We start from the raw sequence: 15,158 nt of genomic DNA on the forward strand, positions 1-15,158 counted from the left end.
CTCAGGTCCGCCCGTAGCGGATGGTCTGGTCGGCGAACTCCAGGCCCATCTCGTTGCTCACGGTGGGCCTCGTGCGGCGGATGGTGTGCAGGTAGTCGTCGGTGCGCGGGTGCGCCCGGTCGCCGGTGTCCAGGGTGCGTTCGAAGACCGACTGGGCGACCGTGCGGGCGGCCTGCGCGATGTCGGCGGGGGTGAAGCCCTCGCTGGCGTCCGCGAGCACCTCGATGTCGGCGTGCGCGTCGGCCCGGGCGAGATAGCTCGACCACAGGGCGCAGCGCGCCTCGTGGTCGGGCGGTCCGACCGGCAGCACGTAGTCGAAGCGGCCGTGCCGCAGGAACGCCGGGTCGAGCGCCGCCACGTTGTTGGTGGCGCAGATCAGCAGCCTGCGGTCGCGCTCCCGGAAGCGCACGATCAGTTTGAGCAGCTCGTTGACGACGCCGGTGGCCGTCTGGTCGGCGTCGCTGCGGGCGGCGGCCACCTCCTCGACCTCGTCGATGAAGACCAGCACCCGGTCCAGCTGGGCGATCTCCTCGAAGCTGCGGCGCAGCCCGGTCGCCAGGCCGTCCTCCAGCGCCAGCCGGGAGGGCAGCAGCTCCACGAAGGGCCAGCCCAGCCGACCGGCCACCGCCTGGGCGAAGGTGCTCTTGCCAGTGCCGGGCGGCCCGAACAGCACCACGGCCTGCGGTGGCTCGACGCCGTGCTCGGAGGCGAGCTCGGGGTGCGCCAACGGCAGCACCAGGCGCCGTTCGATGAGCTGCTTCTCGGTGGTCATACCGGCCAGCGCCTGCCACATTCCGGCGGTCGGCAGCACCGCGCCGAGCGAGGCCAGCAGCACCACGTCCTGGGCCGTCACGGACCGGGCCTTTTCGTAGTAGGTCATCCCCTGGCGCGGGTGGAAGCCGGAGTTGCGCAGCGCGCCGGCCCCGGAGTCCGACTCGTCGCCCGAGAGCAGCGCCGCCAGCGTGCGGGCGCCGGAGGCCTGCAGCCGGTGTTCCAGGGCGGAGAGCAGCGCGCTGCCCAGGCCCAGGTTGCGCCAGGCCGGGTGCAGGCTGATCCGCAGCACCCAGGCGCGGTCGCCGTCCAGCCGGCCGACCGCCGCGCCCACCAGGTGGCCGTCCGCCACCGCGACCACGGCCGGGTGCAGCGCCTGCAGGGCGGCGACCACGTCGGAGAGGCGGAAGACGGCCGGCTGCTCGGTGCTGCTGACCTCGGTGTCCAGCCGGACCAGCGCCTCCAGGTCGTCGGGGGCGAAGTCCCGTACGTGCCAGCCGGCCATCCTGTGGCCTCCCGTCCGCGGCCTGTCAGCCCGCGTCGGTCTGCGGTGCCCGCGCCTCGCCGCGGGCTTTGGTGGCGACCACCATGGCCTGGTGGATCTCCCGGGCGGTGTGCTCGTCGGCAGCCGGGACGGGGCTGCCGAGCACCGTGTACCAGTCGAGGGCTTCGGTGTACTGGACGGTCAGGACGACCTCGGTACCTGTCCAGGTGGTGTGGATGGTCAGGTCGCCCGTGATGGCGCCGACCTCGGCGGTGAGGACTCCGCCGGGGCCGGCGATGATGCTCTTCGTGGTCCAGGATTCCCAGGCGTCGGTGGCCATCCAGAACTCCCAACTCGGTCGGTCATCGATGCGACCGGGATCTGCCCGGCGCCGGAGGGGCGGCCCATCCGGCAGTCCCCTCTTCGAGCGTGCGCCTGCCGGGGCCCTGGCGCATCCCGGCGGAGGCCGCGGATTCGCGGCCGCTAGGCTCGCGGTACGCGCCGCCGGGCCCAGCGGGCCGGTCGGACCGTTGCGTGTGGGATGCCGGATGAAGTGGGTGGACAGTGTGGCCAGAGTCCTGATGCCCTTGCCCGACCGGGACTTCGATGTCACCGAGGTCGCCGTGCCCTGGCGGCTGCTGACCGCCGCCGGCCATCAGGTGGTCTTCGCCACCGAGCGTGCCGGTACCGTGCCGGCGGCCGATCCGAGGCTGCTGACCGGGGTCGTGCTGGGCAAACTGGGGGCCGCCCCGGACGCCAAGGAGTGCTACGCGCAGCTGGTGGCCGCGCCCGAGTTCCGCTCCTCCGTCGCCTGGGCCGATATCGATCCGCAGCGGTACGACGCGCTGGTGCTGCCGGGTGGCCACGCGCCAGCGATGCGGCAGTACCTGGGGTCGGAGCTGCTGCAGGGCAAGGTCGCCGCCTTCTGGGCATGTGATCGGCCGGTGGCCGCGATCTGCCACGGCGTGCTGGTGCTCGCCCGGGCCAAGGACCCGGCGACCGGCCGCAGCCTGCTCTACGGTCGGCGCACCACCTGCCTGCCCGGCTACATGGAGCGCTCCGCCTACCTGGCCACCGCCTGGCGGCTGGGCCGCTACTACCGGACGTATCCCGCCTACGTGGAGACCGAGGTGCGCGCCGCGCTGGCCGCCGAGGGCGACTTCGAGCGCGGCCCGCTGACCCTCTCGCGGCGGGGCACCGCCACCGACGACACCGGGGCGTTCACCGTGCTGGACGGCCGCTACCTGTCGGCGCGCTGGCCGGGCGACGCGTACCTGTTCGCGCGCCGGCTGGTCGAGCTGCTGGACGCCTGACCCACTTGGCGCTAGCGGACCCGGACCGGGAGGTGCTTGAGGCCGTTCTGGAAGGTGGAGGCGAGCCGGACCGGGTCGCCGGCCGGCGCCAGGGCGGGGAGCCGGGTGGCCAGTTGGCGGAGCACGGCGCGCATTTGGGTGCGGGCCAGGTGGGCGCCCAGGCAGACGTGCGGGCCGAAGCCGAAGCTGAGGTGGTCGTTGGGGTGGCGGGTGAGGTCGAGGCGGTCGGGGTCGGCGAAGACGTCCGGGTCGCGGTTGGCGGAGGCGTGGTAGACGACCACCTTGTCCCCGCGCCTGATCCGGTGGCCGCCGAGCTCGGTGTCCCGGGTGGCGGTGCGCCGGAAGTTCATCACCGGGGGCCAGTAGCGCAGCAGTTCCTCGACGGCGGTGTCCACCAGGTCCGGTCGGCGGCGCAGCGCCGCGTACTGCTCCGGGTGGTTCAGCAGCACGTGCAGGCCGCCGGGGATGCCGTTGCGCAGGGTCTCGTTGCCGGCCACCGCGAAGAGGAAGAACATCGTCTCGAACTCGGCCGACTCCAGGCCGCCGGCCAGCATCTGCGCCAACACGCTGCCCGGGCTGGGCTGTTCGGCCAGCGCATGGGCGTAGCCGAACATGTCGGCCAGCGCCTCGCGCGAGCGCGGGCTCATCGGGCGGCCGTCGGGGCGGGTGAGCGGGCCGGGGCGCTGGTCCAGGGCGCGGCGGCCGCACGGGCTGAGGGCGGCCGGGTCGGCGGTGGCGCTCGCGGCGTACTCGTCGTCCTGGTAACCGATCACCCGGTTGGCCCAGTCGGTGAGCAGCGGGCGGTCCTGCTCGGGCACGCCGAGCAGGTGGGCCAGCGTCCGGACCGGCAGGTCGGCGGCCACCGGGACGAAGTCCACCGGGCCCCCGTCGGCGAGCTGTTCGGCGAGATCCTCGACCAGCTGGGCGGCCCGCTGCTCGATCACCGCCTCCAACTCCCGTACGGCGCGCGGCGTGAAGGCGCCCGCGACGATGCGGCGCAGCCGCGCCTGCGCGGGCGGGTCCTGGTTGAGCATCATGGTGCGGACGAAGGCCAGATCCTCGGCGGTGTCGGGATCGGTGATCTGGGTCGCGCCGAGCCAGGAGGAGAAGATGTCCGGCTGCCGCAGCACGGACCTGACGTCCGCGTGCCGCAGCACCGCCCAGTAGCCGGGCCCGGCGGGCCAGTTGCCGACGGCCGGCTCGGCGACCCGGCAGACCGGTGAGCTCGCCCGCAGCTCGCGCAGCAGCTCGTACGGCACGCCGTCGGCGTAGGTCGAGGGGAGGAACAGCTCGTCTGCGTCCACGAGCTGACGGTACGCCAGGACCTGTTGCCCGGTCACCACTTGGCCGGCGGGGCCGGATGGGGAGCGGGCAACAGGTCCTGTGGCGCCGTACTGCCTTACACCGAGACCTGGGCGCCCATGATGACGCACCGGTCGCTGGGGAGGCCGAAGTACTGGACGGGGCTGCTCGCGTTGTTGGAGATGGCCAGGAAGAGCTTCTTGCGCCACCGCTGCATGCCCGGCGCGGCCGTCCTGACGATCGTCATCCGCGACAGGAAGTACGACACGTCGTCCACCTGCAGCCCGTAGATCTCACCCGCGTCGGGATGCTGGGCGGCGAGCCGCAGCGCCTGCGGGATGTTCGGCTCGTCCTGGAAGCCGAAGCGCACGGTGAGGTGCGTGATGCCGTCGTCGCTGTGGCCGAGGTTGTCGAAGGCGCAGCGCTCCTCCTCGGGGACGGTGGGGACGCGATCCACGGCGACCGACACGATGACCACGTTCTTGTGCAGGGTGTGGTTGTGGTCGACGTTGGCACGCAGCGCCAGCGGAGTGGTCTCGATGTTGGCGTTGAGGAACACCGCCGTGCCGTCGACCCGGTGCACCGGCGGGTCCATCGCGTAGACCTCCTCGACGAACTCGCGCAGCGAGCCCTCCAGCGCCGTCCGGTTCGGGGTGACGATCTGCCGGCCGCGCTGCCAGGTGATCAGGATCGTGAAGACCGTGAAGGCGACCAGCAGCGGCAGCCAGCCGCCGTGGACGACCTTGGTCAGGTTCGCCGCGAAGAACGCGATCTCGGTCGTCAGGAACACCACGCCGCCGAGCACGACCAGCCAGAGCGGCTTGCCCATCAGATTGCGTGCCACCGCCAGGAACAGGACGGTGTTGAGCACAAAGGTCGCGGTGACCGCGACGCCGTACGCGGAGGCGAGCGCGGCGGACGAGCCGAAGCCCACCACCAGCGCCACGACCGCGCCGAACAGACCCCAGTTGATGACCGGCGCGTACACCTGGCCGACCTCGTGCTCCGAGGTGTGGCGGATCGTCAGGTGGGGCAGGAAGCCGAGCTGCACCGCCTGGCGGGTGACGCTGAACGCGCCGGAGATGACCGCCTGCGAGGCGATCACGGTGGCGATGGTGGCCAGGATCACCATCGGGAACTGCGCCCAGCCGGGCATCAGCAGGAAGAACGGGTTCGCGATCGCCGACGGCGAGCGCAGGATGAGGGAGCCCTGGCCGAGGTAGTTGAGCGTCAGCGTCGGGAAGACCAGGAAGAACCAGGCGCGGTGGATCGGCGCTCGGCCGAAGTGGCCCATGTCCGCGTAGAGCGCCTCCGCACCGGTCACGGCCAGCACGACCGATGCCAGCGCCACGAAGCCGATCATCCCGTGGTCCAGGATGAACCGCAGGCCGTACACCGGCGACAGGGCCTTGAAGATCGCGGGGTGGTTCGCGACCTCGCACCCGCCGGCTGCGCCCAGGATGAGGAACCACACCGCCATGACCGGGCCGAACAGGTTGCCGACGAGACTGGTGCCGTAGCGCTGGATCGCGAAGAGCAGCACCAGCACCGCGATCGTGACCGGGATCACGAAACTGCTCAGACCCGGAGCCGAGACCTTGAGCCCCTCGACGGCGGACAGCACCGAGATCGCCGGTGTGATCATTCCGTCGCCGTAGAAAAGCGACGCCCCGAAGATCCCGAGCGCCACCAGGATCACCTTGGTGCGCGCGGACTTGAACGACAGCTTCTGGACGAGGGCGGTCAGTGCCATGATCCCGCCCTCGCCGCCGTTGTCGGCGCGCAGGATGAAGGTCACGTACTTGATCGAGACGATCAGCGTGATCGCCCAGAACACCAGCGAGATGACCCCGTACACCTCGTCCGGCGCCGTCCCGACGGCGCTGTTGTCGGCGGTGAACACGGTCTGGATCGCGTACAGCGGGCTGGTGCCGATGTCACCGAAGACGACGCCCAGTGCACCGAGCGTCAGGGCCGCCATTGCGGGGCGGTGGAGGGGGGATCTGTTGCCGTCGGGCGCGCCGCCGGGTGCAGGGGCGGCAAGGGCGACGGGCGCGCTCTTAGCGGATTCAATACTCATGATGAACGAAGATCATACGCATGGCCCCAACGAGCGATAGGGGTCCCCGGTATCCGAAGGACCGGGGACCCCTGAGCGCTCGGCGACGACGCCGTCCGCGCGTCTGCTCAGACGGTGATCCGCTCGGCCTGCTCGATCTTGAGCTCGGTGGTCCCCTCGGCGGTCTCCTCGGTGCTCTCTTCGGTGGTCTCTTCGGTGATGGCCGAGGTGTTCTCCCGGGGCGCGGGGAGCACGGCCATGATCGCGCCGGAGATCACGATGGTGGCCGCCCAGGCCAGCCCGTACTTGCCGATCGGAGTGCTGGAGAACGGGCCGGCGAACCAGTCGCACTTGGTGAAGGCGAGCCCGATCAGCAGCGCCAGCACCCAGGACACCATCGCCTGCCAGCAGAAACCGCCGACGTACCAGTAGCGGCTGGTGCGGCTGGTGTCCATCAGCGCGGCGGCGTCGTAGCGCACCGCACGCGACCGGCGGCGGAACATGTCCACGGTGTAGACGCCGATCCAGGCCGAGAAGGAGACGGCGAGCAGGATCAGGAAGGTGATGAAGGAGCCCAGGAAGCTCTTGGCGACCAGCATCAGCATCAGGCCGCCGATCAGCGAGATCACGGCGTTGATGCTGACGGCCAGGGCGCGCGGCAGCTTGACGCCCATGGTCTGGGCGGTGAAGCCGGCCGAGTACATCGAGAGGCTGTTGATCAGCAGCATGCCCACGATCGCGGTCAGCAGGTACGGCACGGCCAGCCAGGTCGGCAGTAGGTCGCCGAGGAAGGAGACCGGGTCCGCGGCCTGCGCCAGTCCGGGCGAGGCCACCGCCATCACGGCGCCCATCAGCACCATCGGCACCATGACCAGGCCGGCGCCGGAGACCGTCACGCCGACGATCTTCTTACCGGAGGCGGCGTGCGGCAGGTAGCGGGCGAAGTCCGGGCCGGTGGGGACCCAGCTGATGCCGCCGGCGGCGATGGTTCCGATGCCGGCGATCATCATCGCGGTGGTGCCCGCGGGCTTGGAGAAGACCTCGCTCCAGTGCATGTGCACGATCAGGTAGCCGAGCACCAGGATGCTGAAGACGCCGAAGAGGTACGTCGACCAGGTGTTGCAGACGTTCAGCGCCTTGCGGCCCATGCCGGAGACCAGGAACGTGCAGGCGACGAAGACGAGAAGCGTGACGACGATCAGCAGGGTGTTGCTCTTGATGCCGAAGAGCAGGTTGAGCACGGTCAGCACGGCGTAGGCGCCGGTGACGGCGTTGATCGTCTCCCAGCCGAACCGGGCGACCCAGAGGATCGCGCCCGGGAACAGGTTGCCGCGCACACCGAAGGTGGCCCGGGAGAGCGTGGCGCCCGGCGCCCCGCCCCACTTTCCGGAGACCGACAGCAGGCCGACCATGCCGAAGGAGGCGACCGCGGCGCACGCCGCGACGATCAGGACCTGCCAGAAGTTCAACTGGTTGAACACCACCAGGGCCGCACCCATGGTGAGCAGCAGGACGCTGATGTTCGCCGCGACCCAGGTCGGGAAGAGCTCGCGGACTCTGCCGTGCCGTTCGTGGTCCGGGACGGGTTCGATACCGCGGGTCTCTATCGCGCCGTCGGTGTCGGCGGTGGACAGGTTGTCCATGAGGGTGGCTCCGGGCGTGTGAGGCGGGAGGTGAAACCAGACATATGGAACATCTATGGAACTCTTCGCGCGTAGCAAGCGAATTACGCCATCGTACTTTGTTCCAGATGTGACCGGATTGATGCCATTACTCCCCAGGGGTACCGATCGATGCGCGGGGGAGCGCCCCTCGGGCGGATCAGGAGGGCTGGACTTGGCCGATCTGTCCTGGTTCATCCGCTTCATCCGCGGCCGCGCTGGCCTCGGCGGCCGCGCTGCAGCGGGCGACGCCTTCCAGGGCCCTGGCCTCCTCGAGCGGGCTGTGGCTCTCGCGGGCCAGCCGCAGGGCCTGCCGGTACAGCACCAGGGCCGCACGGGGGTCGCCGGTGTCGGCGGCCAGCGCGGCCATGTCGATGCGCAGGACGGCCTCGCCGGGGCGGCTGCCGATGTCCTGGTAGATCGGCAGGGCCTGCCGGTAGAGCCGCGCGGCGGCGATGGCGTCACCGTCGCCGTGGCGGGCGCGGCCCAGCCCGTGCAGCGAGTCCGCCTCGCCCTGGCGGCTGCCGATCTCCCGGCAGATGGCCAGCGCCTGCTCGTGCAGCTCGGCCGCGGCCCTGAAGTCGCCTTCGGCGTGGCGCGCGCGGCCCAGGCCGCGCAGGGCGTTGGCCCGGCCCTGGCCGCTGCCCAGATCCTGGTAGATCGCCAGCGAGCGCCGGTACAGGTCCGCCGCGGCCCTGACGTCGCCGGTCTCGTCCAGGATGAACGCCAGGTCGTGCAGCGCTCCGGCCTCGCCCCGGCGGTCGCCCAGCTCCTGGTAGAGCGCCAGGACCTGCCGGGTCAACCGGGCCGCCTCGGGGGAGTCGCCGGTCGAGTGCCGCGCGCGGCCCAGATCACAGAGGGTGCGGGCCTCGCCCAGGCGGTCGCCGAGCTCCCGGAAGATCGCCAGCGCGCGCTCCTGGAGGTCGGCCGCGACCAGCAGGTCCCCGGTGAGCAGCCGGATGCGGCCCAACTCGTGCAGGCCGACCGCCTCTCCCGGGCGGTCGCCGAGGCCCTGGCAGATCGCCAGCGCCCGCTCGTAGAGCTCGCCCGAGGCTCGGTAGTCGCCGGTCGCGTGCCGGATGCGGCCCAGATCGCACAGGGCGCCGGCCTCGCCCGCGAGGTCTCCCAACTGCTGTGCGGCCTCGGCCGCGGCCTGGTGCAGGGCCGCGGCCTGGGTCCACGGGCCGTCCAGGAGGAGGACGGCGGCCAGCGCGGCAGCCAGTGGGGTGGTCAGCGGGGTGGCCAGTGCGATTGCCCGCGGGTGGCGGGTGTCGGCGGCCTGGGCGATCAGGTTGTCCCGCTCGACGCGTATCCAGCTCAGCGCCGCGTCCCGATCGGGCAGCGGGGGAGCCACGGCGGGCTGGGCGGCGGCCGGCGGCGCGTCGGCGCGGGTGCGGCGGGCGAGATGGCGGTCGGCCTGCTGGGCGGTGTGCAGGTAGTAGCTCCCCAGGCGTTCCAGCGCGGCCTCGCGGGCGGCCTCGCGCTCGGTCGCTGCCGCTGCCGCTGCCGCTGCCGAGGCCTCGGGGTCGTTCAGCGTTCGCGCGTACAGTCCGACGAGGTCGTGGAAGCGGTAGCGGCCGGGGGTGTGCTGGGCGAGCAGGCTGTGCTCCAGCAGTGACTCCAGCAGGCGCTCGGCCGTCCGGTGGTCGCCGCCGATCAGGTTGGCGGCGGCGTAGGCGTCGAAGTCCGCTCCGGGGACCAGGCCGAGGAGGGCGAACAACTGCCGCTCGGCCTCGGGCAGGTCGGCGACCGAGGTGGCGAAGACGGCGGCCAGGCTGCGGTCCTCGTCGGCGAGGTGGTCCAGCCGGTGGCGCTCGTTGCCCAGTTCCGCGACCAGGTCCTCCAGGCGCAGGGCCCGGTGGTGGCGCAGGCGGGCGGCGGTGATGCGGATCGCCAGCGGCAGGTGTCCGCACAGGGCGGCCAGTTCGGCGAGCGCGGGGTGGTCGGCCGGGAGGCGGCCGGGGCCGGCGACCTCGTGCAGCAGCCTGACGGCCTCCGGCCCGGAGAGGACGTCGAGGGCCAGCAGGTGCGCGTCGTCCAGTCCGGTGAGCCGTCGGCGGCTGGTGATCAGGACCAGGCAGCCGGGCGTGCCGGGCAGCAGGGGGCGGACCTGGGCGGTGCTCGCCGCGTTGTCCAGGACGATCAGGGTGCGGGTGTCGGCGAGTCGGTCGCGGTAGAACGCGGCGCGCTCGCCGAGCTCCTGGGGGATCTGCTGCGGTGGTACGTCCAGCGAGCGCAGCAGCCAGCCCAGGGCGTCCTCGGCGCTGAGCGGTGGAACGCCGGGTGTGTGGCCGCGCAGGTCGACGAAGAGCTGTCCGTCCGGGAACTGGGCGCGCACCCGGTGGGCGGCGCGGACGGCCAGGGCGGATTTGCCGACGCCGCCCATCCCGTCGATCGCGGAGATCACCACCATGCCCGCCGTACTGCCGGCCGGCGCGGCTCGGGCGGTTGCGAGGAGCTCGTCGAGTTCCGCCGAGCGGCCGGTGAACAGCCGGGTTTCGGCGGGGAGTTGACATCGGCCTCGGCTGCGGCTGCGGTCGCGGTCGCGGATCGGTTCGCGCGCCGGGCCGGGGCCGTTGACTGCTGCGCTGGGGGTGTCGGGCGTGCGGGCGGCCGCGAGCAGCCGTCCGTGGCTCTCCGGGGCCAGCTCCATGGCGGTCGAGAGCAGGGCCACCGACGACAGCCGCGGACGTCGACGCCCGCTCTCCAGCACGCTGATCGAGTGTGCGGACACGCCGGACCGGTCCGCCAGTTGGTCCTGCGTCAGGCCCGCCTCAAGCCGGAACTCGCGCAGGAGCGCTCCGAAGACATTGCCAGCCACGCGCTCTCCCTGGATGCCGACCCCCTCGCACCCTAACGGGCGACGGTCGTCGGAAGTACCAGGAGAACGTCAACTCAACGTCATGGAGGCCCGCCAAGTCCCGGCTGAGGATGGAGGCTTCCTAGCGGTGATCCAGGGGATCCAGGGGAGTGGCCATGCAACTGGGGATACTCGGTCCGTTGTCGGCGTGCGAGGACGGACGGGCGGTGGTCGTCACCGGTGAGCGGCAGCGGAACCTGCTGGCGGCCCTGCTGGTCCGAGCCGGTGCCACGGTCTCCTGCGAGGCCTTGACGCAGGCGGTCTGGGACTGCCGCGCGCCGGCGGGCGCGCGCGGGGCGCTGCACACCGGCCTCAGCCGGCTCCGCAATCAGCTGGGCCCTTCGATCGGCGCCCGGATCGTCACCCGGTCGCCGGGCTACCACTTCGAGGTCGGCCCGCACGAACTGGACCTGCACCGGTTCGAGGCCGCCGCCCGGGACGGCCGGGCGGCGCTCGCGCGCGGCGACTGGGCCCAGGCCTACCGGCTGCTGTCCGAGGCCGACGGGCTGTGGCGCGGCGAACCCCTGGAGGACGTGCCCTCGACGGCCCTGCACGAGGCCTGGAGCGAGCCGCTGCGGCAACGGCGGCTGGCGGTCCGGCTCGACCGGGCGGACGCCGGTCTCCACCTCGGCCGGCAGGCGGAGTTGCTCCCGCGACTCGATCAGCTGACCCGTGAGCACCCGTTGGACGAGCGCGTCCACGAACGGCTGATGCTCGCCCTGCACCTCGACAACCGGACCCCAGAGGCGCTGGCGGCCTTCCGGCAGGCCCGCCGGCTGCTCGTGCGCGAGGTCGGCGTGGAACCGGGGCCGGCGCTTCAGCGGCTGCACAACCGCATGCTGACCCGCGCGGTGTAGGGGCGAACCAGCAACCGGCGCTCCCCCGTTCTGCGCTCGGACCTCCATGTCGCCCCCTCCGCTTGCGTGCCGGCTTGGCGTGCGTCCAGCTTCGCACCGGCCCCTCCGAGAGGGTGGCGTGGCGGCCTTACCGATGGCTTACGTCCCGCATACGCCGGACCGGCCCCTGGTGAACGGGTGGGCTGGTGAGCCGGTGAACTGGTGGGGCCCGGCTGCGGGAATATGATCGAATCTGATTGATTGCGTTGACTCTTGTGGAGCCTTGAGCAGTGCCATATCGTATGGCACTGCTGCTGAGACCCGGCGGCACACCACCCCCACCCCACGCTGTGCCTCGTCACGGCGCGCTCATCGAGCGCGCCGTCGTGTCCCCGCCCTGACCCCGCTCCCCAGGCCCGGCATGAGCCGCGCGGAGCCCGGCCAGCCCCCCCACGTTGGAGTCACGTATGCGCACCCCCGTCCACCGCCTCGCCAGCGCGCTGGCCGCCATGGCCCTGACCGCCTCCGGCCTCGGCGCCCTCACGCTGGGCGGCGCCACCTCCGCCGCCGCCCTGGGCAACGGCAACGCCCTCACGCCGCCCATGGGTTGGAACTCGTGGAACAGCCTGGGCACCCAGGTCAATGAGCAGCAGGTCAAGCAGACCATCGACTTCATGTCCGCCAACGGCCTGGTGCAGGCCGGCTACAACACCGTCACCATCGACGACGGCTGGTCGGTGAGCCACCGCGACGGCCAGACCACGAACTTCGCCAAGACCGCCGACAACGCCATGCAGCTCTACGACAACAACGGCAATCCGGTCTCCGGCATCGACGGCACCGGCAACGACACCACCAGCGGGCACCTGACCCCGGATGCGAGCCACTTCCCGAACCAGGTCGTCAACGGGCAGACCATGAACGGGATCCAGTACCTGGCCTGGTACGCGCACAGCAAGGGCATGAAGTTCGGCCTCTACGCCACCGACACCTACACCACCTGTCAGGGCCACCCTGGCAGCCTGGGCCACGAGACCACCGACGCCAACGACTTCGTCTCCTGGGGCGTCGACTTCGTCAAGTACGACGACTGCCCGTACGGCCCCACCATCGTCGGCCCGGACGGCTACGCCTACTACCCGCAGGGCGAGGGCAAGGAGCTCACCGAGTCCATCTACGCCCGCACCCAGACGTTCCAGCGCGCCCTGGACGCCGCGACCGCGGCAGCGGGCAAGCCGAAGGTCACCCTCAGCCTGTCCGCGCAGCCCGCGCACACCGGCATCCCGTACCTGCTGAACGCCAACGACCCGGCGCGCACCGACCCGTTGATCGTGGCCGCCGGCGTGCAGCCCCACCAGGCCGCCGGCTACTACCCCACCGGAGTGTGGTGCGGCCAGGTCGCCAACATGTGCCGGATCGGCGGCGACCGGGACAGTGAGCTGGACGGCGTGCTCTACAACGGCCAGTTGCAGACCGCCCTGAAGTACCCGGGCAACGTCCACCCGGGCAGCTGGAACGACATGGACATGATGTTCGCCGGCTGGCAGGACGTGAACGGGGTCTGGGGTGTCACCGACACCTACAAGGGCGACAAGCCGTTCACCGACGACGAGTCGCGCACCGAGCTGTCCGTGCTGTCGATGATGGCCGCCCCGCTGATCTCCGGCGCCGACCTGCGCAACGCCGCTGACGCCCAGCACAGCGCGAGCGGCTACACCTGGTCCACCGGTATCAACTCCTCCGCGCTGGCGATCATGAAGAACCCCGATGTGATCGCCATCGACCAGGACAGCCTCGCCAAGCCCGCCACCCTGGTCGGCAACCCGCCCTCCTCGCCCACCGCGCCGGTGATCCTCAAGCGCACGCTGGCCAACGGCGACCTGGCCGTCGCCCTGATCAACCAGGACCCGAGCAACTGGGCCATGCCCAGCGCCAGCTTCGCCGACCTCGGCCTGACCGGCTCCAGCTACAACTACCGGGAGATCTGGACCGGCGCCACCGGCACCACCACGGGCACCATCGGCGGCAACTGGATCCCCGCGCACGGCACCGCGCTCTACCTCATCCCCGGTGCGGGCAACACCACGGGTGGCGGCACGGGCGGTGGCAGCGGGCAGGCGAGCATCGTCGGTGACGGCAAGTACCACGCGATCAGCGCGGGCGGCACCGGCGGCCAGGCGCTCGAAGTCCAGGGCGGCTGCTACGCCAACGTGGGCGGCAACTCCGACATCAACGCCTACCAGAGCGGCAACGCCGCCCAGCAGTGGCTGTTCACCCCGAACGCGGACGGCACGGTGACGATCACCGACAACTGCTACACCGCCACCCAGTCGCACACCGTGCTCGCCGCCGGCGGCGGAGTCGGCACCGCCTACCTGCTCAACCCCTCGGCCAACAACCCCTGGCAGAAGTGGAAGGTCACCCAGAACAGCAGCGGCGCGCTGACCGTCACCAACGTCGGCAACGGCCTGACCCTGGACGTGTCCGGCACCGCCGCCGGCTCGAACGGGATGACCAACCCGGCCAACACCTCGGCGGCCGGCCAGGCCTGGACCGTCCTGTCCTGACCATCCCCTGACCACCCGATGACAGGGCCGCAGCAGAGTCGCCGGACTCCGCTGCGGCCCCTTCGTCATGCGGGCATCCACCGCTTGACGTAATGATCCCATGATGGTGTCATTGGCGCATGCTGTACTCATCGCCCGTGCTGCAGGAAGCGGACCTGCGGGTTCTCGCTGAGATCGAGGAGTCGCGGGACCGGCTTCGGCTGCACCTGCGCACGTCCCGGCGCTGGGAGGGGCAACTGCGGCGCAACCTGACCGCGCGGGCGATCGCCGGGTCAAACACCATCGAGGGTTACGCGGCCAGCGTGTCCGACGTCGAGGACATCATGGTCGGCGAGGCACCGATCGAGGCGAGCGAGACCGTGACCGCCGAGATTGAGGGTTATCGGCAGGCGATGACGTACATCCAGCGCCTCGCCGAAGCCGGCGACGACTTCGCCTACAGCAAGGGCCTGCTGAACGCGCTGCACTTCATGATGCAGGGCCACCACCCGCTGAAGCGGCCCGGCTGGTGGCGCACCCGTCCGGTCTACGTCACCTCGGCCGAGGATCCGACGATCGCCGCCTACACCGCACCGGACGCGGAGGCGGTCCCGGCATTGGCGACCGAGCTCGTCGAATGGCTCAACGCCGGCGACCTGGACGCACCTGGCCTCGTGCGGGCGTCGATGGCGCACCTGAACCTGGTGGCGATCCACCCGTGGTCGGACGGCAACGGGCGGATGTCCCGTGCCCTGCACACCCTTGTGCTGGCCCGCGAAGGGATCATGGCGCCGGAGTTCTCCAGCATCGAGGAATGGCTCGGCCGAGCCCGCAACACCTACCGCTACTACGACGTCCTCGCAGAGGTCGGCGGCCCCGTCTGGACCCCGGAACGCGACACCCTGCCGTGGGTGCGCTTCTGCCTGCGTGCCCACCACCAGCAGGCCCAGAGCGTCGAACGCCAGGTGAACACCACCCGCGAGGTGTGGACCGCCCTCGACGAAGCCATCGAACAGCGCGGCTGGCCCGACCGCATGCTCTACGCCCTCTACCCGACCGCCATGGGCAACCGTCTGCGCCGTGCCACCTACCAGGCCGATGCCGAGCTGAGCGAGCAGCAGGCCCAGCGCGACATCCGCGAACTCGTCCGCGCCGACTGGCTGATCGCCAAGGGAGAGGCTCAGGGCCGCTACTACGTTGCGGGCCCGGAGCTGCCCGAGGCGATCGTCCGCGGCGCGCGCGAGCCCCGGCCGCTGCGCGACCCGTACGCGTAGAACTGACGCGCGTGCCAGCACCACTACCCGGGTGGGCGCAGCGGCAGGAAGA

At 71.4% G+C, this 15,158-nt stretch carries 10 protein-coding genes; 4 read left to right on the forward strand and 6 right to left on the reverse strand.

Annotation, left to right across the window (positions count from 1 at the left end; all coding sequences use genetic code 11):
- Position 1 precedes the first annotated feature (1 nt).
- Both P3T34_RS33450 and P3T34_RS33455 read right to left on the reverse strand, forming a co-directional pair.
- Entirely contained in the window at positions 2-1,276 is a 1,275-nt protein-coding gene (locus tag P3T34_RS33450; protein WP_280669789.1) for a GNAT family N-acetyltransferase, read from the reverse strand.
- 25 nt (positions 1,277-1,301) lie between these two features.
- A complete protein-coding gene (locus tag P3T34_RS33455) occupies positions 1,302-1,595 on the reverse strand; it encodes a hypothetical protein (protein ID WP_280669790.1) in 294 nt (97 codons plus the stop codon).
- Between the two features lie 241 nt (positions 1,596-1,836).
- Between P3T34_RS33455 and P3T34_RS33460 the strand changes: the two genes are divergently transcribed.
- Positions 1,837-2,568 carry a type 1 glutamine amidotransferase domain-containing protein gene (locus P3T34_RS33460; RefSeq protein WP_280669791.1) on the forward strand — a complete coding sequence of 244 codons (732 nt, stop codon included), beginning with the start codon at positions 1,837-1,839 and terminating at the stop codon, positions 2,566-2,568.
- A gap of 11 nt (positions 2,569-2,579) precedes the next feature.
- On the opposite strand, the gene P3T34_RS33465 is transcribed toward P3T34_RS33460, so the two are convergent.
- The 4 genes from P3T34_RS33465 to P3T34_RS33480 form a co-directional block, all read right to left on the reverse strand.
- Positions 2,580-3,872, reverse strand: coding sequence for a cytochrome P450 (locus P3T34_RS33465; RefSeq protein WP_280669792.1), 1,293 nt, complete (start codon positions 3,870-3,872; stop codon positions 2,580-2,582).
- Between the two features lie 95 nt (positions 3,873-3,967).
- Positions 3,968-5,851 (reverse strand): potassium transporter Kup, encoded by a 1,884-nt coding sequence (locus P3T34_RS33470; RefSeq protein WP_280669793.1) that lies wholly within the window; start codon positions 5,849-5,851, stop codon positions 3,968-3,970.
- A gap of 206 nt (positions 5,852-6,057) precedes the next feature.
- Complete coding sequence (locus tag P3T34_RS33475) at positions 6,058-7,572, reverse strand: cytosine permease (protein WP_280669794.1); 1,515 nt, start codon at positions 7,570-7,572, stop codon at positions 6,058-6,060.
- A gap of 178 nt (positions 7,573-7,750) precedes the next feature.
- Positions 7,751-10,411: a helix-turn-helix domain-containing protein gene (locus tag P3T34_RS33480; RefSeq protein ID WP_280669795.1), complete on the reverse strand. Its 2,661-nt coding sequence runs from the start codon at positions 10,409-10,411 to the stop codon at positions 7,751-7,753.
- A 155-nt stretch (positions 10,412-10,566) separates the two neighbouring features.
- Here P3T34_RS33480 and P3T34_RS33485 point away from each other — a divergent pair, with 155 nt between their 5' ends.
- From P3T34_RS33485 to P3T34_RS33495, 3 genes are all read left to right on the forward strand, one after another.
- Positions 10,567-11,307 (forward strand): AfsR/SARP family transcriptional regulator, encoded by a 741-nt coding sequence (locus tag P3T34_RS33485; protein WP_280669796.1) that lies wholly within the window; start codon positions 10,567-10,569, stop codon positions 11,305-11,307.
- 446 nt (positions 11,308-11,753) lie between these two features.
- Positions 11,754-13,853, forward strand: a complete 2,100-nt coding sequence (locus P3T34_RS33490; RefSeq protein WP_280669797.1) for an alpha-galactosidase — start codon at positions 11,754-11,756, stop codon at positions 13,851-13,853.
- Positions 13,854-13,972: 119 nt separating this feature from the next.
- Positions 13,973-15,106 carry a Fic family protein gene (locus P3T34_RS33495; RefSeq protein ID WP_280669798.1) on the forward strand — a complete coding sequence of 378 codons (1,134 nt, stop codon included), beginning with the start codon at positions 13,973-13,975 and terminating at the stop codon, positions 15,104-15,106.
- Positions 15,107-15,158 lie beyond the last annotated feature (52 nt).

Origin of the sequence: Kitasatospora sp. MAP12-44 (assembly GCF_029892095.1) — a bacterium.
Lineage (GTDB): Bacteria > Actinomycetota > Actinomycetes > Streptomycetales > Streptomycetaceae > Kitasatospora.